This is a genomic window from Labrenzia sp. PO1, assembly GCF_012273635.1.
GTDB lineage: Bacteria > Pseudomonadota > Alphaproteobacteria > Rhizobiales > Stappiaceae > Roseibium > Roseibium algicola.
Genome location: NZ_JAAXCR010000003.1, coordinates 314,692 through 340,741, shown reverse-complemented (window position 1 = coordinate 340,741; position 26,050 = coordinate 314,692). Strand labels below are relative to the sequence as shown.

Here is a 26,050-nt window from a genome sequence, read left to right as displayed (position 1 = left end):
CAAGCTGCTTTTAATTGGAAACTGCTGCTTGTGGATCGGTCCGTGTTTCATCGGCATGCAGAAGCGCTGCGGCAATTGTTTCCGGTTTTTCGGCACCTGCCAGAACAAACCTGCCATCGATAATGAAACATGGCACACCTGTGATCCCGGACTTTTGAGCATTGGCAATCTGGGCCTCGACCTTGTCGAGATCGGTTTCGGTTCCCAATAGATGCTCCACCAGATCGGACTGCATCCCCGCTTCCTCGGCAATTCGCACAAGAACCTCGGGGCGTGTCAGATCTTCTCCGTTCAGGAAATAGGCCTTGAACAAAAGCTCCACGACTTCGTCCTGAAGATCGTCGTCACGTGACCAAAGGATCAGTCTGTGGCAATCAAGGGTATTCGGCGACAAGGTGATATCATCAAATGCAAAGTTGATACCTTCCTCCTGTCCCGCTGCACGGATTTGTTTGTAGAACGTGTCCGCCCGCTCCAGACCACCGAACTTGTCGCTCAGATACTGTTTTCTGTCCTTGCCAGACTTCGGCAAGGTGGCGTCAAGCTGAAAGGGGTGCCAACGAACCAGCACATCGAGCTGCGGAACCGACTTCAACGCCGCTTCAAGGCGTCTTTTTCCAATGAAGCACCAGGGGCACATTACATCGGATACGACATCGACGGTAAGGGCGGATGATAGGGTCATCGGACATCCAGAACGTTGGAGATATTTTTGTCAGGCTAAAGACTCTGACAAATATGCCAACCCCAAATTCGCGGCAGTGTTAAGGCAATAGAAAAAAGACGCATACAGACCAGCGTCTGTTCACAGAACAGTGTGTGTGAGGATCGAGCTGATCCGCTTCTGCAGCCTTGTCGTGCCAGCCTCGTTCTTCAAGACGGCAACCGGCCCGAAGTCCTTCACCAGGCAGACAAGATCCTCGTCCCGGCTCGTGGCGTCCGCGATGGACAGCAAGGTCGTGTTGATGTCTTCAAGTTCTTCAGCGGAAGTGACGGCAATGCCGAAGTTTTCTGGCTGAAGCCTCATTTCCCAAAGATCAAGGCCGCGCGCCGCAAGGCCATTGCTACAGGCTTCGAGATAATTCGTATATTCCTCAACGCCAAGCCCGCCCTGATGGATCTGCTGGCGCAACCACATGTGGCTTTCCGCAAGCACCCTGTCTGCAAGACGGCGCCTCTTGCCGAAACGGGTGGCGGAGTTAAGTCGGCGGGCGAGGGTTTCCTTACGGTTTTCTCCGACCAGCACGTCCGAGGCTCCGTTTCGGAACAGTTGAACGAGATCTTCCTCGCGCTCACAGACCGCCAGAACCGGCAACCCCGCGAAACGGGCATCCCTGCGGATCTGCTGCATATAGTCGACGGCATCTTCAAAGGGCGCATCAATGACCACGGCGTCAAATGCACGCTTGGACATGAACTCGACCGCCATGCTGCCGTCGAATGCACCGACGACCTCGACCTTTTCTTCACTGGCGTCCTGCCATTCCAGAAACCGACCGCTCAGGCCAACGACAAGCAGGCTGCTGGTTCCTGAATGATGCGGAGCGCTCCCGAAACCCGGAATTCTGCCAAAAATACGTCTGCGAAGTTGGGCTTCCTCTGACCGAAGCAATGCGCGCTGATGAATGCATATCAACATCAGCAGGACTTCATCGGGAACGACCTTGTCGATGATTGCAGTCGGTTGCAGACCGGGGGGTAGAATATCGTCGCTGCCGGTGAGGATGTAGAATGGGACTTCACTTGCCAGGAGTCTGATTTGCGGAAGCAGCCAGGAAAAGAATTCGTCTCTGCGGTCGTCTTCCAGGATGCTGATATCAACCACGATCGCTGCGGGCAGCGCCATGGGCAGCTTGCTGCGACGGTCGAACATGCTGATAAGTGACACGTCTAAATCTTCTGGCGCATCACCATTGCTGCTCCGCCTTGGCCGACGTCCCGCATACCAATACGGGCCGCGCCAGGAAAGCGAGGTTTCAACATCCATTCCTTATCCCCACCTACGCCACGGCAGCAGGCAATCGCTGTGTCCGCATGGTCAGCCTTTCCCGGCTGATGGTTCCATCCTCGTTCCGCGGCAGAGACTGTAAAATCAACACACGATGGGGGATCTTGGCAAGGTCTACGCCTTCGGCATCCAGATACGCGAAAAAGGCACCCGCATCTGGAACGTTCCCGGCCTCGGGTACAAGCGCTGCGTACATCCTGGCTCCGAGGAGAGGATCTTCCACTATGAAGGCAGCAGCTTCCTTGACGCCCGGGTACCCTGCGTAGACAACATCCACCGTTTCAAGGTTGCCGGTGCCAAGGGCATAGTGGCCCGGGATACCGAAACCTGCGATGCCGCCATCCGTCAGTTCAACCTTGATGTTGGTATTCAGAAAACCGGTTCCTTCCCAGCGGACTCGCCGCTGGTCACCATTGATTGTTCGCCATCCGACATCGGGAACCATTGGTCCCTTGACCAGAAGCGTTGGAGCTTGCGTATCCACCTCGTCGGTGACCGCAATCTCAAGAAGGGCTGGCCCGCTTTCACACCCGATCGGCCCGCTATGCTTTCCCAGCGCGGTGGCCTTCATCTTCGCCGAGGGACCTCGCGCCTTGGCAACAAGTGCGAATTCGTCAGCGATGTGAAGATCGATCAGACGGCGCCGCGCAACGAAAGTCGTCGGGTGCGGGGCCGCAATATTCCAGGCTGCAAGTAGCGTCGTCTTGGTGTTTTCAAGTTTACGGTCGAGCGTCTGTGCCAATGGCCCGGGTGTCATGACGATATCCGCCTGAACCTCGTTGGCATGAGCGGCAAGATTGGCAAGTGAAGTCGGGTGGTGCAGATGCAAGGTGCCGCCGGTGAGCAACCAGGGAACCAGTCCTCCGCCCAGGCCGGTCAAGCCACTAAGCGAATAGGGGAGGACCATCACGCTGGCATCGCGCACATGAGCTTCCTGCACGATCATATGTGCGACCGATACCCAATGGTTATGGCAGCGGGTAACCGGAACGTTTTCCTCTCCGCTTCGGCTCCAGCAGATGGTCGCAGTGTGGTCAGCCGGATCAGGGCGCTCACTCGGAGTGAACTTCAGATCTTCACCCATTTCGGCAAGCATCGGCCCCAATTCGATCAAACCATCGGGAACGTCCTTGCCAAGGCCGAAAACAAACCGCAACGAGAACAGGTCTGCAGCAACATCGCGTGCGGCAACACCAACCTCGCGTGTTTCTACCCGGTCAGCCGCGACAAATCCCTTGGCGCCTATGGAGTTCAAGGCTTCCAAAACGTTCTTCTGCCGCCAGTGCAATGGCAAGGGAGAAATGATCAGATCTGCTCGCAGGGCTGCCAGGATCGCGATTACGGTATCGACTGTATTGGGAGCCTGGACACCGACGACATGATCGGATGACAGCCCGACGGTGGTGTAGAAAGCGGCAAGACGATCAATTTCCCGATCGGCTTCGGCATAACTCAACGCTCGGGGAGCACCACCTGTCCAGGTAGCCCTGTCAGGAGCATCAACCAGCGCAAGCCGGTCGGGGTGTTCTGCGGCTGTCTTGCGGAACATTTCATCAAGCGGCACATCGGACCAGGCTCCGCTCTCATGATACTCCGAGGACAGGCTTTCAGGCGTGGCTTTCATCTTGTTTTTCGTCCATTGGTCCGATTATTGCGCCGTGGCCGACCACCAGGTGTCGTATTCGTGGCCGTAGAGCGACTCGTTTTGCGGCGGAACGATCTGCTTCCAGTGCGCCACCCAATCGTCCGCGACATGATAAAGCGGGACCGCGTAGGCTCCCGAAATAAGAACGCGGTCGAATGCGCGAACGGCAGCCACGAATTCGTCGCGGCTCCTTGCACCGACAATCTCGTCGATCATCGCATCGATTGCCGGTTCATGCGCGCCCACAAAGTTGAAGGATCCTTCCGTTTCCGCTGCTTTCGATGACCAGCGCCCATATTGCTCGGCGCCAGGGGACAGCGAGGAGAACCAGGTGTTGAACACCATATCAAACTCGCGTTTCGTCCTGCGGTCTTCGAATTGCGTCGGATCTACACTGCGTACGCTTGCGGATACGCCGAGCAACTCAAGAGTACGGATATAGGCAAGAGCCAGCTTTTCTTCGTCCTCATTCTTGGCAAGAATTTCAAAGGAAAGCTGATTGCCGTTTTCGGAGTGCAGGAGCTTTCCGTCCTTGAGCCTGTAACCGGCCTTGCCGAAGGCTTCCAGCGCTGCCCGCAGCACCTTTCTGTCACGTCCTGAACCGTCCGCTTCCGCCGGACGCCAGGTGCCGTCCATCACCTCGGGATCGACGGCGTCAGGGAAGGGAGCCAGCAATTCCTTTTCCCGGTCGCTTGCCGGGCGTCCGATCGATGAAAGCTCGGAATTGTCCCAGTACCCTGCCGTGCGTGTATAAAGGCCGTAGTAGAGATTGCGGTTCACCCATTCAAAATCGAACAGCATGCGCAAGGCCTTGCGCACGGCCGGGTCGGAGAACTGGTCTTTGCGGGTGTTGAATGCGATGCCCTGCATGGCGGCGGGAATCCCGAGCGGAATTGCCCGCTTGAGAACATCGCCATTTTTCACTGCCGGAAAATCAAGCCCCGTTGCCCAACGGGCAGGATCCCGGAACTGCAACGCCTGGACCAGGCCCTTCTTGAAGGATTCCTGCAAGGTCGTCTCGTCGCGGAAATATTCTACCCGGATCTCGTCGAAGTTGTCGAAGCCGGCTTTGACAGGCAGGTCCTTGGCCCAATAGTCCGGGTTCTTCTCATAAACGACGAGCCTGCCTGGCTCAATCGTCTTGAAGGTGTACGGCCCTGTGCCGGTTGGCGGGTTCAACGACGATTTGTCGAAATTCTCTGCATCCGTGGCTGCCTTGGAATAAATTGGAGCCAACGCGATCAACAGCGGCAGTTCGCGGTTTTCACCGTTTTCGAATACCAGCTTCAACCGGTTCGGTGCGGTGACCTGCTTTTCGGTGATGGCCGCATACCAGTTTCGATAGGGCGGGCGCCCCTTGTCGCGGATCACTTCCAGAGAAAAGATGACATCATCGACTGTGACTGGTGTCCCGTCGGAAAACCTTGCATCCGGATTAAGCTCGAACTCGATCCACTCCCGGCTGTCCGGCATGCGCACACGTTGCGCCAGAAGACCGTAAAGGGAAAAGGGTTCCGCATAGGAGCGGACCATCAGGCTTTCCAGAATGTTGTTGCCGAATTCGCGTTCGCGCATTCCACGTGCCGAGGTCCAGCCGCCCTGTACAATGAAGGAATTCAGGCTGTCGAAGGTTCCCTGTACACCAAGCGTGATTGTGCCGCCCTTAGGCGCATCGGGGTTGGCGTAGGGAAAGGGTTCGTCAGGTCCAAGTGCAGGTGTCCCGTGCATGGCGATTGCATGCGTCCAGGGGACGTTTTCATCGTCCGCGCTCGCGGGCAGGCTGATTGTCAAGGCAAGCAGGCATGCAGACGAGGTTGCCAAACCGATCGCCTTGCCGGCATGAAAAAGAAGACCGGAAACTATCGAACTACGCATCACCACCGCCGGAGATTCTGTTGATTCTCAGCGATTACAGTAGCACAGGGTTCCCACGGACGCGCCCGGGGCAAGCAACAAACCGCAAGATATTCAGGTTTCAATTCGCTGACAGGGGTGCGTTGCAAATCGGCCACCCTCTCGCCCAAATTAAGTGTCTTACCATGGTTTCACGGTTTGAATGTCGTTACGGGCCTTGCGGTTGGTTCCGGAATGGCTCAGAACAACGCGAAAGTTTCGTACACGCACGATTGAGGACGTATCGATGACGAGTGTTTTGAAAAGAGGATTGTTCGGATGTGCAGTAGGTGCGTTCGTAGCCCTATCTTCTTTTGCAGGTGCACCCGCAATCGCCCAGGAAGAAAAAAGCCCATGGACGAAAGCGTGTAACACCAATCCGAACACGCAGAAGGAAATCTGCTTTATTTCGATTGAATTGCGCACAAATACCGGACAGTTCCTGAGTAACATTGCTATTCAGGAAACTGAGGGCGAAGCCCGCAAGAAACTGCTGGTAGCTGTACCGACCGGCGTTCTTATCCAGCCGGGTGTGCGTATCCAGATCGATGATGGCAAGCCCGTACAGGGCAAGTACAGCATCTGCGCACCCAATGCCTGCTACGCAGAACTGGCGATTGATGACTCGTTCATCAACACCATGAAGCAGGGCGGTGAGGTGATTGTGGCTCCGTATAACCAGCAAGCCAAGGAAATCGTCTTCAAGATGACCCTGATCGGCTTCACCAAGGTTTACGACGGCGAGCCGATGAACATTGCCGAGTTGCAAAAGCGTCAGGAAGAACTGCAGAGCGAATTGCAGAAGCGCGCTGACGAAGCGCGTCAGAAGCTGATCGACGCTCAGAAGCAAAGCCAGTAAGAAGCTGCTTTGCCAGAAATGAAGAAGGCCGGAACTGTGAAAGTTCCGGCCTTTTTTGTATTTGAAGATCAAGACTGAAAATCGCCCGGAATTGGGACGATTAGTGGATCTCTACGCTGCGCGGCAGATATGAGCCGTCCGTCTGTTCCTCGAAAATCTCTTCAACTTGCGGATGGCGCACCGGTTCACCGGTCATATCCGCTTCCAGGTTCTGTTCGCTGACATAGGCCACATATTCGGTCTCCTCGTTCTCGGCGAGGAGATGATAGAACGGCTGGTCACGTAAAGGACGCACGTCCTCCGGGATGGCGTTCCACCATTCTTCCGTATTGCTGAAGGTCGGATCGACATCGAAAATAACGCCACGGAAGGGGTAGATCCGGTGCCGGACGACCTGGCCAATTCTGAATTTTGCCGTTCGCATGGTTACTCGTCCGCATACTGCATGCACTGCCGGGATACCGTGTCGGCAGCCGGCGTGCAAGCATTGTAACATTAAACCTTAGACGACGAGCCTTGCGAAAGTCTAAAGGCCGTAGACCTCCGCGAGTTCCGCGTCCTTGGATGCAACCAGTTTTGCAAGGTCGACGATCACCTTTGCCTGCTTCCAGGTTGCGTCATCCTGCATCTTGCCGTCGATCATCACGGCACCGGTTCCATCCGGCATAGCCTCAAGGATCTTGCGGGCAAAGGCGACTTCGCCCGGATCCGGAGAGAAAACCTTCTTCGCGATCTGGATTTGTGTCGGATGCAGGGACCACGCGCCAAGGCAGCCCATCAGGAATGCATTGCGGAACTGACTTTCGCAGGCTGCCGCATCGGAAAAATCACCAAACGGGCCGTAGAAAGGCTTCAGGCCGTAAGACAGGCAGGCATCGACCATCTTTCCGACCGTGTAATGCCAGAGATCCTGCTGATATGCGGTTCTGCCACCTGCGCCGTCAGCATCTGAAAGAACCGCATAGTCGGGATGGCCGCCGCCCACACGTGTTGTTTTCATTCCGCGGGAAGCCGCAAGGTCTGCCGGTCCCAGGCTCATGCCGTGCATCCGCGGACTGGCCGCTGCAATCTCTTCGACGTTCTTGACGCCTTCGGCCGTTTCCAGAATGGCGTGGATCATGATCGGCTTGGAAAGACCAGCCCTGGCTTCAAGCTGCGCGAGCAATTGGTCGAGATAATGAATGTCCCAGGCCCCTTCCACCTTGGGAAGCATCACCACGTCGAGTTTTTCTCCGACCGCAGGAACGATTTCAAGAAGGTCATCGAGAAACCAGGGGCTGTTGAGGCAATTTACCCTGGTCCACAGGCCGGTGGTTCCGAAGTCATTATCCTGCGCCATCTGAATGAAGCCCCTGCGGGCATCGGTCTTGGCATCGGCGGGGATTGCATCTTCAAGGTTGCCGAGTACGACATCGACGTTCTTGATGAGATCCGGCACCTTGGACCGCATCTTTTCAATATGCGGAGGGACGAAATGGATCATGCGCTCCAGCGAGACGGGAAGCTCGCGATACGGGTCCGGCGCGCCGATTGCGAGCGGCTTGTAGAATGCGCTTGGGGTTTTCATGAAACAGCTGTCCTCCACCAGTTTGAGGAATAGCTATAACGTCAATGCTGCGCTGCAACCATACCCCGAAAGGAGAACAGGCTTAATCGTCTTCCAGACGAGCCGCTGCTGCGCGCCGGGCCTGTTTCTGGGCAGACGTTTTACCTGGAGGCGCCCACTTCTTGTGGATCCACATCCATTGTTCGGGGTGTTCGCGGATCCAGCTTTCGAAAATTGCGTGGATCCTGGCGGTTGCGACCTCGATGTCCGCCTGCCTGTCGTCCGTTACAGGCACTTCGACGGCCTGGGCCTCAATCCGGAAATGCACACCTTTCTTGCGCACGACCCGGCCGAGAACAATCGGCACGTTGCAGGACCGGGCGAGCGAAGCCGGGACCGGCGTGGCGTAAGCCATCTGGTCGAAAAAGGGCACCTGCACACCGCGCGTTTCCCTGAGATCTCCCATCATCGCGACGATACCGCCGCTTTTAAGGGTCGCCAGGATCTTGCGAGCGGTCTGGTGGCTTTTCGACAAAAGACCGCCTTTGTAGAGGTCTTTCCTCAGCGCCTGCAGGGCCTTGTCGGCCTCCGGATTGCGCAGAGCCTGATAGACGCCCGTTATTTCAATACCGCGCCGGACGGCGGGCTGAACACACAATTCCCAGTTTGCGCTGTGGAATGAAACGAACAAACAGGCACGCTCGCCGTTCAGAACCTGTTCGGTGATTTCATCCGCAACTGCTTCAAACCGGTAGTCCTGTTTCAGAAGCCGGTCGATGTGGAAAGTTTCGGCTGCCACGCGGCCGAGGTTCTCCCACATTCCACGCACAATCAGTTCTCGTTCCGCCCGCCGCATGCCCGGAAAGGCCTTCTTCAAGTGGCGCAAAGCACGCTTGTGTCTGGGATTGAACGGTGCGAGCCGACGCCAGAAGGCGCCCATGACATAGGAGGCAACGTCCACGGGGATCAGGCGGAACAGCCAGATGGCTACCGTCAGCGCAAAGCCTTCCACCCGGTTTTGCACAGCTGTGAGCTTCGGGTGTTTACGCTGCTTTTTTTTGCGGGACATTACGACCGAATGCTTTCATGTTGTCCGCCCGTCCTGAAAAGAGGGCACTTCCGACCTTGTCCGACTGATTGGGGCCTTGCGATGCGCCCTCAGACCTGATTGGAATGCGGATCACCGAGGTGACCTCCAAGTCACGCGTCCATATCCAAGCCAGGCGCAAGATGCAAGCGCCTTCAAACCCAACCAACCGCGATACAGCGCGTCGTCTTCATCTTTGGTATTTGAATGCAGAACGTCATTTCACTGGCTCTTCCGTTTTTCGGACTGATCCTTCTCGGCTTCGGTGCCGGCAAGATCAAGAACCTGCCCGAGGCAGGCCTGAGCTGGATGAACTTCTTCGTGATCTACCTGGCCCTTCCGGCGCTCTTCTTCCGTCTGTTGTCTGAGACACCGATCGAAGAGCTCGCAAACGCGTCCTACATTACCGCCACGACCTTCACGACCTACATCGTGTTCGCGATCTCCTTTTGCATAGGTGTGGTCGCAACACGCGGCAACATCGGCGAATCCACGATCCTGGGCATTGCCGGGGCCTATTCCAACATCGGTTACATGGGGCCGGGGCTGACGCTGGCTGTTCTGGGTGAGCAGGCAACCGTACCGACCGCGCTCATCCTGGCCTTTGACAATGCGTTGATGTTCATTCTGGCACCGCTGATGATGGCGTTGGCCGGTACCGAAGAAGAATCGATCCTTGGGACCTTGAAGAAGATTGTGGTCAGGATCTTCACCCATCCGTTCATCCTGGCAACGATTGCCGGCGTCTTCGCCGCCGCGCTTGAGGTCAAGCCACCTCAAGCGATAGATACGCTTCTGCGCTATCTCAGCAATGCGGCAGCACCTTGCGCCCTCTTTGCCATGGGCGTCAGCATTGCGCTTCGTCCGATCGGTCGGATACCGCTGGAACTGCCGCTGGTGCTGGGTGTGAAGTTGCTACTGCACCCGATCCTGATTTTTCTGCTTCTGACCTGGCTTGGCGGCTTCGATCCCAACTGGATCGCAACCGCGGTCCTGATGTCCTGCCTGCCGCCGGCGACAAACGTCTTTGTAATTGCGCAGCAATATGGAACGTATGTTCAGCGGGCGTCTAGCTTCGTACTGATAGGAACGGCCTTGTCGATCGTCACCGTAACCGGTTTCATCTGGGCGCTGACGAGCGGTTTCCTTCCAACCGGTGGCTAGAAAATCCAATCAGATATCCTGGTCGCAACAAGAGGACTTGTGGTGAAAGACAATCCGGAAGTCCTTGCGATATTCGAAAGATATCCGGCGGATATCCGCGAAAGACTGCTAACCATCAGGTCATTGATCACCGAGACGGCGACGCAACGCGACGATATCGGAGAACTGGAAGAAACCATGAAATGGGGTCAGGCCAGCTATCTGACGAAGCGCCCGAAAACCGGAACGACAATCCGGATAGACCGGGACAATTCCGGGGCAGGGGACGTTGCTCTCTATGTCAATTGCCAATCCTCACTGGTGTCTGACTGGCGTACAATGTTCCCGGACCTCATCTTCGGTGGCGATAGAAGCGTTCACTTCACTCAAGGTCGGCCGTTACCAGAGGATGCGCTCCGTCAGATGATCGGCATGGCGCTGACGTATCACAGCGCCAAGCGATCAGCAGCACGGACACGGGTTTGAAAGCAGCACCCGAAAACCATCTATCGATGTAATTGAAAGGCGGTTCCCGGTGCGATGCCCTCCCGCATGAGCAAGCGCCGCAACGGACCAATCTTGCCGGCCAGATACATGCCCGCGCTTCGCGCAGCCTGAACCGGCAGAAAGCCTGTCAGCAGCGATCTGTTCAGCATGTCCACCGCGTTTGTCCGTGTCCGGATATCGCTGAACCGTTTCTTCTCATAAGCACTCAAAACGGTCTTGCCACCAAAGTCGGCGTGCGCGCGCTTGGCCGATGCCACGACGGAGATGAGGTCCCGGATATCACGCAAAGACAGGTTCAGACCCTGCGCGCCGATGGGCGGAAAGACATGCGCGGTCTCGCCCACAAGCGCCAGACGCGGCCCAACTAGGGAAGTGGCAGTCAGTCCTGAAAGCGGAAAACTTTGTGGTTTCGTAGACAGTTTGAACCGACCCAGAATCGAATGTGCCCGCCGTTCGAGGTCCGCTTCCAGGTCCTCGTCCGTCATCGCCAACAGATCTGCAGCACCGTCCGCAGTTTCCACGCAAACAAGTGATGACTGTCTGCCGGGGAGCGGTACCAGTGTGAACGGACCAGTCGAAGTGTGGAATTCGGTCGAGACCTGCTGGTGTGGAAGCCGGTGCTCAAGGTTCAGAACAACAGCCACCTGCGGATAGGACCAGCTTTTGACTTCAATCCCGGCTGCTTCACGCAGTGTCGATCGGCGGCCATCTGCAGCTACGGCCAATTTGGCTGAAATCGTCCTCCCCCCACTGGTGACGAGGGTAGCGTGATCGTCTCCGAATTCGGCACTCTCGACAGTGTCCGAAATCTCCTCCAGTCCGGATTGCGCAGCACAAAATTTTTCAAGTACCGCGTTAAGTTCACTGTTCAAGATATTGAAACCAAACTCTTCAAGGCCAAGCTCAGAACTGTCGAAGACCACTTCAGGTGCACGAAAAAGCCGCCCCGTGCTGTCGATCATGCGCATCTTCTTCAAGGATGCGGCGTTGCCTTCTATGTCCGACCAGACGCCAATATCGCGCAACAGATCGATGGAACGCTGCCACAGAGCGGTTGTCCGGCCATCCTTGATTTCCATTGAGGGGGCAATCAGGACACACGACAATCCCTGCTGGGCCAGAGCAAGAGCTGCAATTCGCCCGGATGGCCCTCCGCCGACGATTGCAATGTCAAACTGTTCCGGCGCGTGGCTACTGGACATGGTAAAATTCCAACTGATTTGATCTTGAGATCTAAATTGCTGTTTGCGGGCTCAAAATCAACGGGACGAATACACGCAGGGCATTCAAGGTCGACCATGAGTAAGATCAAATGCCTGCCTCGACTAATCCGCTAAGACGTCTCAAGACCCCGGACACACACGCCACCTAAAGGCCGAAATGACGAGTTTGACGCGCACATCTTCCAATCAGGCCGGTTCCACCAAGCCGGAACAAAACATGCGTGGCTGGCCGCTAGTGCTTGTGCTGGTCTCGATATTGGCCGCCGCCGGCTGGGCATACCTGATTGCAATGGTAGCCGACATGGTGCCGGTCATGGATATGAGCGAAGCCGGACCCGGCATGGTGATTCTCAACAGTTTCAACCAGTTCGCAGGTTTGCCTGCGGAAGCGCGGGCCGCACTTGCGGTTCTTTGCCTGCCGACCAGCGCAACATTCGGCATGCCTGGTGCAGACATGACGACAGTTGATCTTGTGAAGATCTTCCTGATGTGGGCAATGATGGCCCTTGCCATGATGTTGCCTACGGCCGTGCCAATGCTTCGGGCCTATTACACCGAGATTTCGGCACAGTCCGGCGGCACGGCAACGTCGGTACTTCTCGTTGTCACCGCAATGTTCGGCTATCTGGCGGTCTGGCTTGGCTACGCGGTCGCAGCAACCGCGGCGCAATGGGCTTTGTCAAGGGCAGGTGCCATGACGAATATGATGGCTCCTGCAAGCATGGCTCTGACGACGTCGGTCCTCTTTGCCGCTGGTTTATATCAGTTCACCCCCTCCAAGAAGGCCTGTCTCCGGCGCTGCTGGTATCCGCGCTGGGTGTTTGCCAGTGACGATGCTGGGCCGGGTGCGATGTCTGGCTTGCGGGAAGGGCTGGTGCAGGGCTGGGTGTGCCTTGGCTGCTGCTGGGCGGTAATGACTGTCATGTTCGCGGTCGGCCTGATGAACATCGTCTGGATCGCGCTACTCGGCGCGTTGATGGCCATTGAAAAAACGTTCCCGAGCCGCATTCTGCCACCTGCCATCGGGGCTGTTCTGCTGGTCTGGGCAGGTATCCTCGTTTCCCTCATCCTTTTGGGAAATGCGGCAACCTAAATTCACTGCTATTGGTGCGGGGACTGTTTTTTAGGTTCACACTGTCATACGATTGCAATAAAGGACCGTATCAGCGTCAGTGTGTGATCCATGGGCCAGCGGGTCAATCGTGAACCGCACACATCTCAGAACGCAAATGCACCAGTTTACTGCGTTCAGATCATAAAGTGAGGGAACCCCGTGGCGGATATTACACCAGGTAAAGAGAGGACTGAGCCCGCTCTGTTCCTGATCCATATCCTGACGGCTTCCGGTGCTCCGATCGCTCTTATTGCCCTCTTGGCAGGTGCGCGTGAAAACTGGGCGGAGATGTTCGCCTGGCTTGGACTCGCGTTTTTCATCGATGGCATCGATGGCCCGCTGGCGCGCCGTTACAAGATTGCGGAGCGTCTGCCTCGCTGGTCCGGTGCCTCGCTGGATTTCGTGATCGACTACGCCACTTACGTGTTTCTTCCCGCTTTCGCGCTTTCCTGGAGCTTGATGCTGACAAGCCCTTGGAACTGGATTTGTGGCGGGCTCGTGGTCTTTACCGGCGCTCTTTATTTCGCCGACAACGGCATGAAGACACCCGATGGCTCCTTCAAGGGCTTTCCCGCTGGATGGAACATGGTCGTTTTCGGCCTCATGGTTCTGTCGCCATCGCAAAGCTTCACGATCATGTTCGTGCTCTTGTGCTGCGCACTGACATTCGCACCGGTCCGCTTTGTCCATCCTGTCCGCGTGCGTCGCTGGCGCATGATTACCTTGCCGGTGACATTGCTCTGGATGGGATTGGCCGCCTACGCAATTCTGGACGGTATGGTTTTGAACGGCCCGCTCGCTTGGGCATTCACGGCAGCCAGCTTCTATCTGCTGCTGGTCTCTGCTGTTCAGCAATTGCTCGACAGGGTCGACTGACCTTTCCCTACATTCAAAATACAGTTTTGACACTGGCGCGAACCAAGGCACCGGTGTTGTGCCGCGCTTTCTCTTGAAGCGCTGACCGGAAGGAAGCGTCACGAACGCCTGATGCCATTTATGCTTCGGAATGACCTTTTCCGATGGCGTTGAAATCATTTATGGTCTTGCCAACTTCAATTGCCGCAAGATCAAATCGGTCTCGGCCCATCACCCCGGGGATAAAGTCATGGTTCAAGCAATCTGCGTACACGAAACCGGTGGACCGGATGTCATGCGCTGGGAACATATCGAAGTCGGTGAGCCCGGCCCAGGTGAGGCGCGCATCCGCCACACAGCAGTCGGCCTCAATTTCATCGATACCTATTTCCGCTCCGGCCTCTATCCAGCGCCTGCCGGCGTGCCGTTCAGCCCCGGCAACGAGGGGGCAGGGGTCGTGCAGACGGTCGGTGAGGGTGTGACACATCTCAGCCCCGGCGACCGTGTTGCCTATGTAGGCCCGCTCGGTGCCTACGCGCAGGAAAGAATCGTTCCGGCTGACCGTCTTGTCGTCCTGCCAGACGGGATTGATGACAAGACCGCTGCCGGCATGATGCTGAAGGGCATGACGGCACAGTATCTTCTGCGCCAGACATATTCCGTTGGCCCGGACACGACGCTGCTGTTTCACGCTGCTGCCGGAGGCGTCGGCCTGATTGCCGGTCAATGGGCGGCACATCTCGGCGCCACTGTCATCGGCACTGCCGGTTCGGAAGCAAAGGTCGAACTTGCAAAGGCACACGGCTACCAGCACGTGATCAACTACCGGACTGAAAACTTTGTCGACAGGGTAAAGGATATTACCGGCGGCAAGGGCTGCGATGTTGTTTATGACAGTGTCGGCAAGGACACCTATCCCGGATCGCTCGACTGCCTGAAACCGAGGGGCCTTTGGGTCACTTTCGGTCAGTCCTCCGGGCCGATTGCCGACTTCAACCTGGCGCTCCTCGCCCAAAAAGGCTCTCTCTTCGCAACCCGGCCGACGCTGTTCAGCTACATCGCCAGCCGCGAAGCACTGGAAGCGACCGCGGGCGAATTGTTCGACGTCGTCCAGAAAGGCATCGTCAAGATCGGCGTCAACCAGGAATACAGGCTTGCCGACGCCGTCCAGGCGCATCAGGACCTTGAAGGGCGCAAGACCACCGGCACCACGGTCCTGATCCCCTAAGAGCAGGAATTTCATGCGGTCCGGACGAGCACAGGATCTTTCTCGAAATCTTTACAGCCCGGCGATGCGCTATTTTCTGGCCGTCGCCGAGGCCGGCTCGATCCGCGCCGCGTCCCGGGAGCTCAACGTGGCGTCATCTGCCATAAACCGGCAGGTTCTCTGGCTGGAAGAGGCGCTCGGACTGCAGTTGTTTGACCGTGTCGGCCGGCGCCTGCGCCTGTCGCAAGCCGGAGAGTTGCTGCTGGCACATATCCGGCGCACCTATTCCGATTTCGAAGGCACGGTTGCCGAACTCGACGCCTTGAAGGGACTGCGACGCGGTACGGTTTCTATTGCAAGCGTCGAAAGCGTTGCCGAAAAGCTCCTCCCGGCGGTCATCAGCACGTTTCGCAAGAGCTACCCCGGCATTCACGTGAATGTCTCGATTTCCTCATCCAGAGAAGCCGCCCGCAAGGTGGAGGCGGCTGAAGCGGATGTCGGCTTCACTTTCGACCCGCCGGAGACCTCGGCGCTCACAACCGCCTTTCATCATGATCTCGTGATCGGAGCACTCATGCGTCCGGATCATCCGTTGGCCGGAGCGAAAACACTTGGTCTGCAAGACTGCCTGAAATATCCGGTGGCGCTGCCCGCAGAAGGACTGTCACTGCGCACCCGCCTGGACATCGTTCGAAGCCGGATACCCGGCGCTTCGCGCACTTATGTGGAAGCCAATTCGCTCAGGCTGATGCGAGCCCTTGCCAGGGAGGAACAGGTAATTGGCTTTCAGACGATGATCGGTTGCGAAGACGACCTTGCCAACGGTTTCCTGATCTTCAAACCTTTGTCAGATACGCCGCTTCAGGCCGACCGACTCTGTGTGGTAACGTCGTCTCTGCGTGCTCTTGCGCTTGCGCCGGGCATGTTTTTCGACCATGCCGTGTTCGCTTTGAGGGACCAACTTTCAGCTCTTGATGCCAAATAGGCAACATTGCGGTCTCAAATGAGCGCTTTGGTTCCATGTTTTTTTAAGGCACATTTTTTGTGACAGTTTTGCGGCAATGCGCCGTGCGAGGGAGAAAACTGATGGGGCGTTTGCCTACGCACGATCTGAATACAGCCCTGGCAGGGCCTGAAAGCGGTCTGCTGAGCAGGCTGTGGAGCATGGGTAAGGCACCTCGCCCGCATGTTTCGCACCGGGTACTCCATGACCACCATTTTGCGGCTCGTGATGCAATGCTCCCAATGCATGCGGAGTGTTCAAACTGTTACGCATCAGATGTCTCCGGTCCGTTTTTGACTAACATGGGGAATCAGGCCTATGCGTGACACGATCCGTTTCCTCAAGGGTGGTGAAATCGTTGAACTTGCGAATGTCGGTCCAACGGAAACCGTTCTCGATTACTTGCGCCTCCGCCGCCGCGAAACCGGAACGAAGGAAGGCTGCGGCGAGGGTGACTGCGGGGCCTGCACCGTCGCACTTGGCCGATTGATCGACGGCAAGTTGGTCTATCAGCCCGTGAACAGCTGCATCCAGTTGCTCGGCATGATTGATGGCGCTGAACTGGTGACTGTCGAAGACCTCTCCGACGATACGAGGCTCCACCCGGTTCAGGCCGCGATGGTCGAGATGCATGGCTCACAATGCGGGTTCTGTACACCCGGCTTCATCATGACGCTTTTCACGCTCTATCATGACGCAGGGGCGGAAAAATCACGCAAGACCGTCACCGAATGGCTGGCTGGAAACCTTTGTCGGTGCACCGGCTACAGGCCGATTATCGACGCGGCGTTGGACTCTTGTTTTGACGCTGCAGACGATGCTTTTTCTTGGCGTGCTCATGAAACGCGGGAACAGTTGCGACAATTGTCCGACAGCAGCGATGTCTTCATCGGAGATAGCGACTGCTTCTTTTCCTCGCCGGCAACGCTTGACGGTTTGGCAGCTCTTTACGGCCAGCACCCCAATGCGACCCTCGTTGCCGGGGCGACAGATGTCGGTCTGTGGATCACGAAGCATCTGCGCGACTTGCCCAAGATGATTTGGCTTGGCCGAATAGAGGGCCTCGACCGTGTGGAAGACAGTCCGTCCGGAGTGCTGATCGGCGCAACGGCTACTTATGCCGCGACCGAAGAAGCCATGACTGGCATTTCATCAAACCTGGGTGAACTCTGGCGCCGGATCGGCTCGAAGCAGGTTCGCGCCTCGGGAACAGTCGGTGGCAACATTGCCAATGGCTCGCCGATCGGCGACACGCCACCCGCATTGATCGCTCTGGGGACAACTCTGGAACTGCATTCCGCAGAAGGCTCAAGGGCGTTGCCGCTGGAAGAATTCTTCATCGACTACGGCAAGCAGGATCGCAGACCGGGAGAGTTCGTCACCGGTCTCTTCGTGCCCCGGCTTTCTGCCAATCAGGCTTTCCGTTGCTACAAGATCACCAAGCGCTTCGATCAGGACATCTCATCCGTCATGGGAGCATTCCGCCTGACGGTGGATGGAGAAGGCGTGGTTACCGATGCTCGGATAGCCTTTGGCGGCATGGCAGGAACACCGAAACGGGCAACCGGTGCGGAAGCTGCCTTGAAAGGAGCTTCGCTGGACGATCCGTCCACCTGGGGCGCTGCCATGCAGGCATTGCTGTCCGATTACACGCCACTGACAGATATGCGCGCAAGTGCCGAGTACCGAATGGAAACGGCGCGGGCGTTGCTCGCAAAGACCCTTATGGAGGTCAGCGGCACCGCACCGGAAGAACTCCGTGTGCTTGCCAAGCGGGAGGCAGGCCATGACCGCGCAGCTTGACCCCAATGACCTGACAACACCCCTGAAGCATGTCCGCAAGGCGTTGCCGCATGACAGCGCAGCTAAACACGTTTCCGGTACGGCGACCTATATCGACGACATGGTCGAACCCGTTGGCACGCTTCACGTGGTGCCCGGCTGGTCCAGGCAGGCTGTCAGGGGCAGGATCCTGGCAATGGATCTTGAAGAGGTCCAGGCTTCACCTGGTGTGGTTGCCGTCCTGACCGCGAAGGATGTCCCAGGAAAGAATGACTGTTCATCCGCCTTTGGCGATGATCCCGTTTTCGCCGAGGATGAAATCCTGTTTTACGGGCAGGTCGCCTTCGCCGTCGTCGGCGAAACAAGAGACCTGGCGCGCAAAGCGGCGTTGAAGGCAAAGATCGATTTTGCACCGATCACCCCCATCCTGACGGCTGAAGACGCTGTCGACGCCGACACCACAGTGCTTCCGGACTATCAGTTCCGGCGTGGTTCGCCTGAAACCGGCATGAACGCAGCCGAGGAGATCCTCACTGGCAGCATGAAAATCGGCGGACAGGAGCATTTTTACCTGGAAGGCCAGGTCGCCATGGCCCAGCCACAGGAAGACGGCGGCATGCTGGTGTATTCCTCGACCCAGCACCCGACCGAAATTCAGCACACGGTTGCCAAGGTGCTCGGTGTACCCGATGCCGCTGTCACGGCAGAGGTTCGCCGCATGGGAGGCGGTTTCGGCGGCAAGGAATCGCAGGCGAACCAATGGGCTGCCCTGGCGTCCGTCGCAGCCAGTCACACGGGCCGAACCTGCAAGATCCGCCTCGACCGCGACGATGACATGATCATGACCGGCAAGCGACACGACTTTAAGGTCAACTGGCAAGTCGGCCACGATAGCGAAGGTCGCATCCGTGCTGTCGACATGGAATTCCTGGCCCGTTGCGGCTACTCGGTCGACCTGTCTCTTGGCGTGAACGACCGGACTCTTTTTCATGCCGATTCGAGCTACTTCTACCCGGATGCACTCATCCGCTCCCGGCGCTTGCGCACGGACACCTGCTCCAACACCGCATTCCGCGGGTTCGGCGGACCGCAAGGTATGCTCGCTGCCGAACGTATGATCGATGCGATCGCGATCAGTCTCGACAAGGACCCGCTCGAAATTCGCAAGCTGAATTTCTATGACGGAGAACGGAACCTGACGCCTTTCGGCATGCCGGTGGAAGAGTTTCAGGTCATGCATGACCTGATTGCCCAATTGGAAGAGAGTTCAGACTATTGGGCACGACGTGATGATGTGCGATTCTTCAACGAAAACAACGCTGTTCTGAAAAAGGGACTGGCCCTGACACCGGTTAAGTTCGGCATTTCCTTCACGCTGAAACATCTCAACCAGGCCGGTGCGCTCGTTCATCTTTATACCGACGGTTCGATTCATCTGAACCATGGTGGCACCGAGATGGGCCAGGGGCTGTATCAGAAAGTGGCGCAGGTTGTTGCGGAGGAATTCGGTGTCAGCCTGAACAAGGTACGTATCACCGCCACCAACACCTCAAAGGTTCCCAATACGGGCCCAACGGCTGCATCTTCCGGAACAGACCTCAACGCCATGGCCGCCAAGCTGGCGGCGAAGGAAATCAAGAACCGCCTGATAACCTTCCTGTGCGAACAGCATCAATGCGGACCGGAAGCAATCTTCTTCGGCGATAACAAGGTGGTTGTCGGTGACCAGAGCTTTGCCCTTTCGGAAGTCGCCAAGCTGGCGCACATGGCACGTATTCAGCTTTCACACGCAGGCTATTACGCAACGCCAGGGATAACGTGGGAGAGGGAAAGCGCGACCGGGCGCCCCTTCTATTACTTTGCCTTTGGCGGCGCATGCGCCGAGGTGACAATCGATACAATGACCGGCGAGATGACCGTCGACCGGGTGGATATTCTTCACGATGTCGGCCATTCGCTGAACCCTGCGATTGACCTGGGGCAGATCGAAGGTGGCTTTGTTCAAGGGATGGGGTGGCTTACCACCGAAGAACTGGTCTGGGACGAAAAGGGGCGCCTTCGTACCCACGCTCCCTCGACCTACAAGATCCCGACAGCATCCGACATTCCCGAGGAATTCAACGTCCGTCTCTATGAAGGCAGCGGCAACCCTCAGGCAACCGTTTACCGGTCCAAGGCCGTTGGCGAACCGCCTGTCATGTTGGCCAATGCAGTGTTTTGCGCGATCAATGATGCCGTCGCGAGCCTCAGCCCGGGAGTTGTTCCCAATCTGGACGCACCGGCAACACCTGAGGCAATCATGAAAGCCGTCCAGGATATGCGCCGGAGGAAGATCTCCTGATGAAGGTCTGGGGGCACATTGCCGACTGTTTGAAGCGAAACGGCGCTTGTGCACTCGTAACCGTTGCTCGTGCCGATGGCTCGACACCACGCGAAGACGGCGCTCGTATGGTGGTAACGGCTGGTGGTGGATTTTATGGCACGATTGGTGGCGGCACGCTTGAGTTCGAAGCCATCCGCCGTGCCCGCAAAGCTCTCCGGGATGGCGTGGCCAGCCTCGAGCTCCACAATGTCTCACTTGGCCCGGACCTCGGTCAGTGCTGCGGTGGACGTACGCAAATCGCCATCGAGGTGCTGACAACGTCATCACTTGAAATGGCTCAGACACTCTCGCTTCGGGAGATCGATGGAACGCAGTTTTCCACCGAGGCCAGCGTTGTGAACGGTATGGTGCAGACACGCGATCTGCTGCCGGACGTTTCAACGAACCGCTTCTTCCTTCAACTTGACCAAAAAACGGGCAAGCAATTGCTGATAGAGCAATTTGGCAGCAAGCGGCGCGAACTTTATCTTTTTGGTGCAGGGCATGTAGGAAAAGCGGTTGTCCTGGCGCTCGCACCTCTGCCTTTCAGCGTGACATGGATCGACAGCAGGGCAGACCAGTTTCCGGCTGCGGTTCCGGGAAATGTCCGGAAAGTTTCAATCCCTGATCCAGCTGTCTGCCTTGAACAAGCCCCTGATGACGCCTTTGTCCTGGCGATGACCCACTCGCACGCCCTGGATGAAGACATCATGGCACGTGCCTTGCTTCAACAACGCTTTGCGTATTGCGGTGTGATCGGCTCCAAAACCAAGCGGGCGCGCTTCCTGAAACGACTGAAGGCCCGGGGGCTGAATGACACTTTGACGGCAAACATGATCTGTCCCGTCGGGGTGACTTCAGTCAAATCAAAACAACCCGCTGCAATCGCTGCAGGAATAGCTGTCGATCTGCTGGTTCGGGACGAAGCTGGAAATCATCAACAGGCCGCTGCAGCCGGGGGGCTTGCACAAAAACTAACACTTGGTCAATAAGGCGGCATTCGCTTGGGGGACGGCGTGGCAGAAACAGAAACGATGACAGGGGACGGCGGCACGGCGCGGCAAAGCAGATCCGGAAAGGATACTTTACTCGATGCCCGGGGCCTGACCAAAAGATTTGGCGACATTCTGGCGAACGACAGGGTCGATCTCGTCATAAACAAGGGTGAAATACATGCACTCCTTGGCGAAAATGGCGCAGGCAAATCGACCCTCGTAAAAATGTTTTACGGTTCACTGGAGCCGGATGGCGGTGAAATTCTCTGGCAGGGCCAACGGGTCGACATCGGCAACCCGGCAGCTGCCCGCGAACTCGGCATCGGGATGGTTTTCCAGCATTTTTCGCTGTTCGAAGCCTTGACGGTTGCAGAAAATATCGCGTTGGCATTGCCAAATCCGGGGCGAATGTCTGAACTCGCCAATCGGATCCAATCCGTGTCGCGCGATTATGGCTTGCCCCTGAATCCGGACGACATTGTCGCAGACTTGCCGGTCGGTATCCGTCAGCGTATCGAGATTGTCCGATGCCTGCTTCAGGAACCGCAGCTGATCATCATGGACGAACCGACATCGGTGCTTACGCCCCAGGAAGCGGATCTTCTCTTCCTGACGCTGGAGCGCCTGGCCAAGGAAGGCTGCGCCGTTCTGTACATCAGCCATCGACTGGAAGAGGTCAAACGCATCTGTCACCACGCGACGATCCTTCGGCATGGCCAGGTGGTTCGCGAATGCGACCCAACCAAGGAAACACCGGCATCTCTGGCCAGCATGATGGTGGGAGCCGACGTTGCCTCCGTAAGCGCCAGCTCTCAAAAGCCGAAGATCGGCGAAACCCGGCTTGCCCTGAAGAACCTGTCCGCAAAAGCCGCAACGCCATTCGCAACAGCGCTGAACAAGGTCTCGCTGGATCTCAGGGCCGGTGAGGTGGTTGCGATCGCCGGCGTTGCAGGCAACGGCCAGGGTGAGCTCTTCGACGCGATCTCCGGCGAAATGCCTGTGTCAGCCGACATGGTCATTCTGGACGGCAAGCCTTGCGGCAACAGGAACATTACCTGGCGACGCAGGCAGAACGCGGCTTTCGTGCCAGAAGAACGTCTCGGCCACGGCGCCGTACCGGGCATGAAACTATCGCAGAACATCGTTCTGACGCGCCACAGAACCGGCGACAAGCTGGTCAGTGGTTTCTTCGTCTCAAATGCCAATGCAGGCAAGATGGAACAGCGCATCAAGAAGTCCTTCGACGTGCGCATGTCCCATGACGATCCGGAAGCGCGTTCGCTTTCAGGGGGCAATCTTCAGAAATTTGTAGTCGGCCGCGAGCTGGACCGCAAACCTGGTGTGCTGATCGTGAACCAGCCAACCTGGGGTGTCGATGCCGGTGCCGCCGCTCTTATCCGGCAGGCACTCATCGACCTTGCCCGCTCCGGATCGGCGGTGCTGGTGATCAGCCAGGACCTGGATGAAATCTTCGAAATCGCCGACCGGATTGCGGTTATTTCCAGAGGTTATCTGTCTGCGGCCGAGCCGACTTCAGACATGAACCGCGAGCGGGTCGGCCTACTCATGGCAGGCGGCGCGGAAGCGCAAGGGGAGGTTGCCTGATGCGCGTCGAACTCGTGAAAAGAAAAGAGCACAGCCGAAAGATGGCACTGCTGTCGCCGTTGATCGCTGTTGGTCTGACCGCAATCGCAGCCGGACTCATTTTCTCAATATCCGGACATAACCCATTGTTCGGATTATATAAGTTCTTCATCGAACCTCTGACGCAAGAATGGTCTCTCAACGCGACAATTGCCAAGGCAACACCGCTCATCCTGATCGCCTGCGGCTTGTCGGTTTGCTATTTGTCGAACAACTGGAACATCGGTGCTGAAGGCCAGTTCATCGTCGGTGCGCTGTTCGGCTCTGCTCTGCCCATTCTGATGCCGGACTTCGAAAGTGCTGCCACGCTTCCCTTGATGATGGCTTTCGGCGCTATCGGTGGGGCACTCTGGGCCCTGATCCCGGCGCTGTTGAAAACCAGGTTCAATACCAACGAAATCCTGACCAGCCTCATGCTGGTCTATGTCGCCAGTCTCTTGCTGGACTACCTGGTTCGCGGACCGTGGCGGGATCCCGGCGGTTACAACTTCCCGGAATCGGCGATCTTCTCCGACGCTGCCACGTTGTCAACCGTACCTGGCACGTCACTCAGCTATGCGGCCCCGATCACTTTGATCGTCGCAGTCGTGCTTGCGGTGGTCCTCGGCAAGACCATTAAGGGTTTCGAGATCAGGGTGATGGGCGAAAGTCCTCGCGCAGGCAGCTTTGCCGGTTTTTCTGCAAAGAAACTGACGCTGTTTTCCTTCGCAATTGCCGGTGGTCTTGCAGGCCTTGCCGGCACGATGGAAGTGTCCGGCGCACTCAACCAGCTCCTCCCGACCATCTCTCCCGGTTATGGATTTACAGCCATTATCGTCGCCTTTCTGGGAAGGCTGAATCCCTTCGGTATCATCGTCGCGGGTTTCGTGTTGGCATTGTCCTATATCGGCGGCGAAGCGGTGCAATCGGCGATGGGCGTCTCCAACAAGATTGCCAGTGTCATTCAGGGCCTTCTGCTGTTCTTCGTACTCGCCTGCGACACACTCATCCTCTATCGCATCAGATTTGTCGGCCGCCGTGGTTCGGCAGGGGAGGTCTCCCATGTTTGAAGCCGTTCTCCTGACCGTTATTACCGCGGCAACACCGTTGTTGATTGCTGCGATCGGCGAACTCGTCGTTGAACGCTCCGGTGTTTTGAACCTTGGTGTCGAAGGCATGATGATCATGGGGGCCGTGGTCGGATTCGCCGTCGCCAATCAGACCGGATCCGGGACGCTCGGTGTCTTTGCGGCAATTGCAGCCGGCATGGCCATGTCGGCACTTTTTGGCTTCCTGGTGCTCGTCCTGGTAACCAATCAGGTGGCAACCGGTCTTGCCCTAACCATCCTCGGCGTCGGCTTCTCGGGCCTGATCGGGGAGGCCTTCATCGGCATTCCAGGCCTTAAGCTTCCGGATCTCTACATTCCTGTGCTGTCCGACATTCCGTTTTTCGGGCCTGTCTTCTTCCAGCAGGACGCGCTCGTTTATGTGAGTTTCGCGCTGGTCATCGCTGTTGCCTATTTCCTGTTCCGGACCCGGCTTGGCCTCGTGCTTCGGTCTGTTGGTGACAACCACGTGTCGGCTCACGCTCTCGGTTATTCCGTTATTCGCATCAGGTTCGCAGCGGTTCTTTTTGGCGGCGCCTGTGCAGGTCTGGCAGGTGCCTACATGTCGCTTGCCTATACGCCTCAGTGGGTTGAAAACATGACTGCAGGCCGAGGCTGGATTGCGCTGGCATTGGTCGTGTTCTCGTCCTGGCTACCGCTTCGCGTGGTTGTTGGCGCCTATCTGTTTGGTGCAGTCAGCGTCCTGAACCTCCACGCCCAGGCAGTTGAGCTGGACATTCCGTCCCAACTGCTGTCCAGCTTGCCGTACCTTGCGACTATTTTGGTGCTTGTGCTCATTTCGGCAAACCGCAGACTGACGCTCGTCAACACGCCAGCCTGTCTCGGCAAGCCATTCGTTCCAGACCGGTAAGCCTCCCAGCCACCGGTCGGCCCGGCCCCGGTGCGATCGGGGGCTTGGCCTTAAACAAGATCGCAACAGAGAGATCGAAACAGAGGGGAAAGAACCAGATGAAATCTCTTTTGAAAGCAACCGTTGCCGCCGTTGCCTTCGCAGCTGCCGGCTCTGCCGCAAACGCTGCAGACGTCAAAGCCTGCTTTATCTACGTTGGACCAGTTGGCGACTTCGGTTGGTCCTATCAGCACGACCAGGGCCGTCTTGATGCGGAAAAGCATTTCGGCGACAAGCTGGAAACCGCATATCTTGAAAGTGTGCCGGAAGGTCCGGATGCAGAGCGCGCGATCGAGCGTTTCGCCCGTGAAGGCTGCAATGTCATCTTCACCACGTCCTTCGGCTACATGAACCCGACGATCAAGGTCGCCAAGAAGTTTCCGGATGTGAAGTTCGAACACGCAACCGGCTACAAGACCGCAGACAACGTCGCGACCTATAACTCCAAGTTCCACCAGGGCCGTTACATCATCGGTCAGATTGCCGCCAAACAGTCCGAATCCGGCGTCGCAGGTTACATCGCCTCGTTCCCGATCCCGGAAGTGGTGTCCGGCATCAATGCATTTCTGCTCGGTGCTCAGTCCGTCAACCCGGATTTCAAGCTGAAGGTCGTCTGGGTCAATTCCTGGTTCGATCCGGGCAAGGAAGCCGACGCTGCAAAGGCGCTGATCGATCAGGGTGCCGATGTCATTACGCAGCACACCGATTCCACCGCACCGCTTCAGGTAGCACAGGAACGTGGCGCGCATGGCTTCGGTCAGGCATCCGACATGATCCAGTTCGCACCGGAAGCCCAGTACACGGCAATTATCGACGATTGGGGTCCGTACTACATCGAGCGCATCCAGGAAGTCATGGATGGCACCTGGGAGCCCAAGAGCACCTGGGCAGGCCTTGCCGAAGGTCACGTCGTGATGGCGCCTTACACCAATCTCCCGGATGATGTCGTTGCAATGGCCAAGGAAACCGAAGCCAAGATCGCCGGCGGTTGGGAGCCGTTCACCGGCCCGATCACCAAGCAAGACGGCTCGGTTGCCGCTGAAGATGGCGTCGCCCTCGACGATGGAGCCATTCTCGGCATGAACTGGTACGTGCAGGGTATCGACGACAAACTGCCGCAATAATCGCGGTTATCACCTATCCAGGACGGCCCGGAGCCAGCGGTTCCGGGCCGTTTTCATA

The 26,050-nt window shown here is 57.2% G+C and carries 22 protein-coding genes; 14 read left to right on the top strand and 8 right to left on the bottom strand.

Annotation, left to right across the window (positions count from 1 at the left end; genetic code table 11):
- Window positions 1-10: 10 nt before the first annotated feature.
- The 4 genes from HCG46_RS16575 to HCG46_RS16560 all read right to left on the bottom strand — a co-directional run bounded on the left by HCG46_RS16575 (window position 11) and on the right by HCG46_RS16560 (window position 5,528).
- Window positions 11-685: a DsbA family oxidoreductase gene (locus HCG46_RS16575; protein WP_031268503.1), complete on the bottom strand. Its 675-nt coding sequence runs from the start codon at window positions 683-685 to the stop codon at window positions 11-13.
- A gap of 120 nt (window positions 686-805) precedes the next feature.
- A complete protein-coding gene (locus HCG46_RS16570) occupies window positions 806-1,888 on the bottom strand; it encodes a hypothetical protein (RefSeq protein ID WP_208993803.1) in 1,083 nt (360 codons plus the stop codon).
- Window positions 1,889-2,000: 112 nt separating this feature from the next.
- Window positions 2,001-3,632: a class I adenylate-forming enzyme family protein gene (locus tag HCG46_RS16565; RefSeq protein WP_168686846.1), complete on the bottom strand. Its 1,632-nt coding sequence runs from the start codon at window positions 3,630-3,632 to the stop codon at window positions 2,001-2,003.
- Window positions 3,633-3,656: 24 nt separating this feature from the next.
- On the bottom strand, window positions 3,657-5,528 hold the full coding sequence (locus HCG46_RS16560) for an extracellular solute-binding protein (protein ID WP_168686845.1): 1,872 nt from the start codon (window positions 5,526-5,528) through the stop codon (window positions 3,657-3,659).
- Between the two features lie 265 nt (window positions 5,529-5,793).
- Here HCG46_RS16560 and HCG46_RS16555 point away from each other — a divergent pair, with 265 nt between their 5' ends.
- Window positions 5,794-6,405, top strand: coding sequence for an invasion associated locus B family protein (locus HCG46_RS16555; RefSeq protein ID WP_022998645.1), 612 nt, complete (start codon window positions 5,794-5,796; stop codon window positions 6,403-6,405).
- A gap of 100 nt (window positions 6,406-6,505) precedes the next feature.
- Here HCG46_RS16555 and hspQ read toward each other — a convergent pair whose 3' ends face one another.
- The 3 genes from hspQ to HCG46_RS16540 all read right to left on the bottom strand — a co-directional run bounded on the left by hspQ (window position 6,506) and on the right by HCG46_RS16540 (window position 9,020).
- On the bottom strand, window positions 6,506-6,829 hold the full coding sequence (hspQ, locus tag HCG46_RS16550) for a heat shock protein HspQ (protein ID WP_022998644.1): 324 nt from the start codon (window positions 6,827-6,829) through the stop codon (window positions 6,506-6,508).
- 102 nt (window positions 6,830-6,931) lie between these two features.
- A complete protein-coding gene (locus HCG46_RS16545) occupies window positions 6,932-7,972 on the bottom strand; it encodes a CoA ester lyase (protein WP_168686844.1) in 1,041 nt (346 codons plus the stop codon).
- Between the two features lie 82 nt (window positions 7,973-8,054).
- Window positions 8,055-9,020: a lysophospholipid acyltransferase family protein gene (locus HCG46_RS16540; RefSeq protein WP_168686843.1), complete on the bottom strand. Its 966-nt coding sequence runs from the start codon at window positions 9,018-9,020 to the stop codon at window positions 8,055-8,057.
- A 225-nt stretch (window positions 9,021-9,245) separates the two neighbouring features.
- Here HCG46_RS16540 and HCG46_RS16535 point away from each other — a divergent pair, with 225 nt between their 5' ends.
- Window positions 9,246-10,202 (top strand): AEC family transporter, encoded by a 957-nt coding sequence (locus HCG46_RS16535; protein WP_022998641.1) that lies wholly within the window; start codon window positions 9,246-9,248, stop codon window positions 10,200-10,202.
- Window positions 10,203-10,244: 42 nt separating this feature from the next.
- On the top strand, window positions 10,245-10,667 hold the full coding sequence (locus HCG46_RS16530; RefSeq protein WP_168686842.1) for a DUF1801 domain-containing protein: 423 nt from the start codon (window positions 10,245-10,247) through the stop codon (window positions 10,665-10,667).
- Between the two features lie 20 nt (window positions 10,668-10,687).
- Here HCG46_RS16530 and HCG46_RS16525 read toward each other — a convergent pair whose 3' ends face one another.
- Window positions 10,688-11,890 (bottom strand): UbiH/UbiF family hydroxylase, encoded by a 1,203-nt coding sequence (locus HCG46_RS16525; RefSeq protein WP_168686841.1) that lies wholly within the window; start codon window positions 11,888-11,890, stop codon window positions 10,688-10,690.
- Window positions 11,891-12,068: 178 nt separating this feature from the next.
- On the opposite strand from HCG46_RS16525, the gene HCG46_RS16520 reads away from it, so the two are divergent.
- The 11 genes from HCG46_RS16520 to HCG46_RS16470 all read left to right on the top strand — a co-directional run bounded on the left by HCG46_RS16520 (window position 12,069) and on the right by HCG46_RS16470 (window position 25,992).
- Window positions 12,069-13,004, top strand: coding sequence for a DUF2182 domain-containing protein (locus HCG46_RS16520; RefSeq protein WP_168686840.1), 936 nt, complete (start codon window positions 12,069-12,071; stop codon window positions 13,002-13,004).
- A gap of 180 nt (window positions 13,005-13,184) precedes the next feature.
- Window positions 13,185-13,901, top strand: a complete 717-nt coding sequence (locus HCG46_RS16515) for a CDP-alcohol phosphatidyltransferase family protein (RefSeq protein WP_062488756.1) — start codon at window positions 13,185-13,187, stop codon at window positions 13,899-13,901.
- A 229-nt stretch (window positions 13,902-14,130) separates the two neighbouring features.
- Window positions 14,131-15,108, top strand: a complete 978-nt coding sequence (locus tag HCG46_RS16510; protein ID WP_031268497.1) for a quinone oxidoreductase — start codon at window positions 14,131-14,133, stop codon at window positions 15,106-15,108.
- A gap of 13 nt (window positions 15,109-15,121) precedes the next feature.
- Window positions 15,122-16,072 (top strand): LysR family transcriptional regulator, encoded by a 951-nt coding sequence (locus HCG46_RS16505; RefSeq protein WP_022998636.1) that lies wholly within the window; start codon window positions 15,122-15,124, stop codon window positions 16,070-16,072.
- A 336-nt stretch (window positions 16,073-16,408) separates the two neighbouring features.
- Entirely contained in the window at window positions 16,409-17,893 is a 1,485-nt protein-coding gene (gene xdhA / locus HCG46_RS16500; RefSeq protein WP_168686839.1) for a xanthine dehydrogenase small subunit, read from the top strand.
- Window positions 17,877-20,213 (top strand): xanthine dehydrogenase molybdopterin binding subunit, encoded by a 2,337-nt coding sequence (gene xdhB / locus HCG46_RS16495; RefSeq protein ID WP_168686838.1) that lies wholly within the window; start codon window positions 17,877-17,879, stop codon window positions 20,211-20,213. Before xdhA ends, xdhB begins: the two co-directional genes overlap by 17 nt.
- Complete coding sequence (gene xdhC, locus HCG46_RS16490) at window positions 20,213-21,226, top strand: xanthine dehydrogenase accessory protein XdhC (RefSeq protein ID WP_168686837.1); 1,014 nt, start codon at window positions 20,213-20,215, stop codon at window positions 21,224-21,226. Before xdhB ends, xdhC begins: the two co-directional genes overlap by 1 nt.
- A 42-nt stretch (window positions 21,227-21,268) precedes the next feature.
- Entirely contained in the window at window positions 21,269-22,834 is a 1,566-nt protein-coding gene (locus tag HCG46_RS16485) for an ABC transporter ATP-binding protein (RefSeq protein WP_168687190.1), read from the top strand.
- On the top strand, window positions 22,834-23,922 hold the full coding sequence (locus tag HCG46_RS16480; protein ID WP_168686836.1) for an ABC transporter permease: 1,089 nt from the start codon (window positions 22,834-22,836) through the stop codon (window positions 23,920-23,922). Before HCG46_RS16485 ends, HCG46_RS16480 begins: the two co-directional genes overlap by 1 nt.
- Window positions 23,915-24,829, top strand: coding sequence for an ABC transporter permease (locus HCG46_RS16475; RefSeq protein ID WP_022998630.1), 915 nt, complete (start codon window positions 23,915-23,917; stop codon window positions 24,827-24,829). The genes HCG46_RS16480 and HCG46_RS16475 overlap by 8 nt, the downstream gene beginning before the upstream one ends.
- A 98-nt stretch (window positions 24,830-24,927) precedes the next feature.
- Window positions 24,928-25,992, top strand: coding sequence for a BMP family ABC transporter substrate-binding protein (locus HCG46_RS16470; protein ID WP_022998629.1), 1,065 nt, complete (start codon window positions 24,928-24,930; stop codon window positions 25,990-25,992).
- Window positions 25,993-26,050 lie beyond the last annotated feature (58 nt).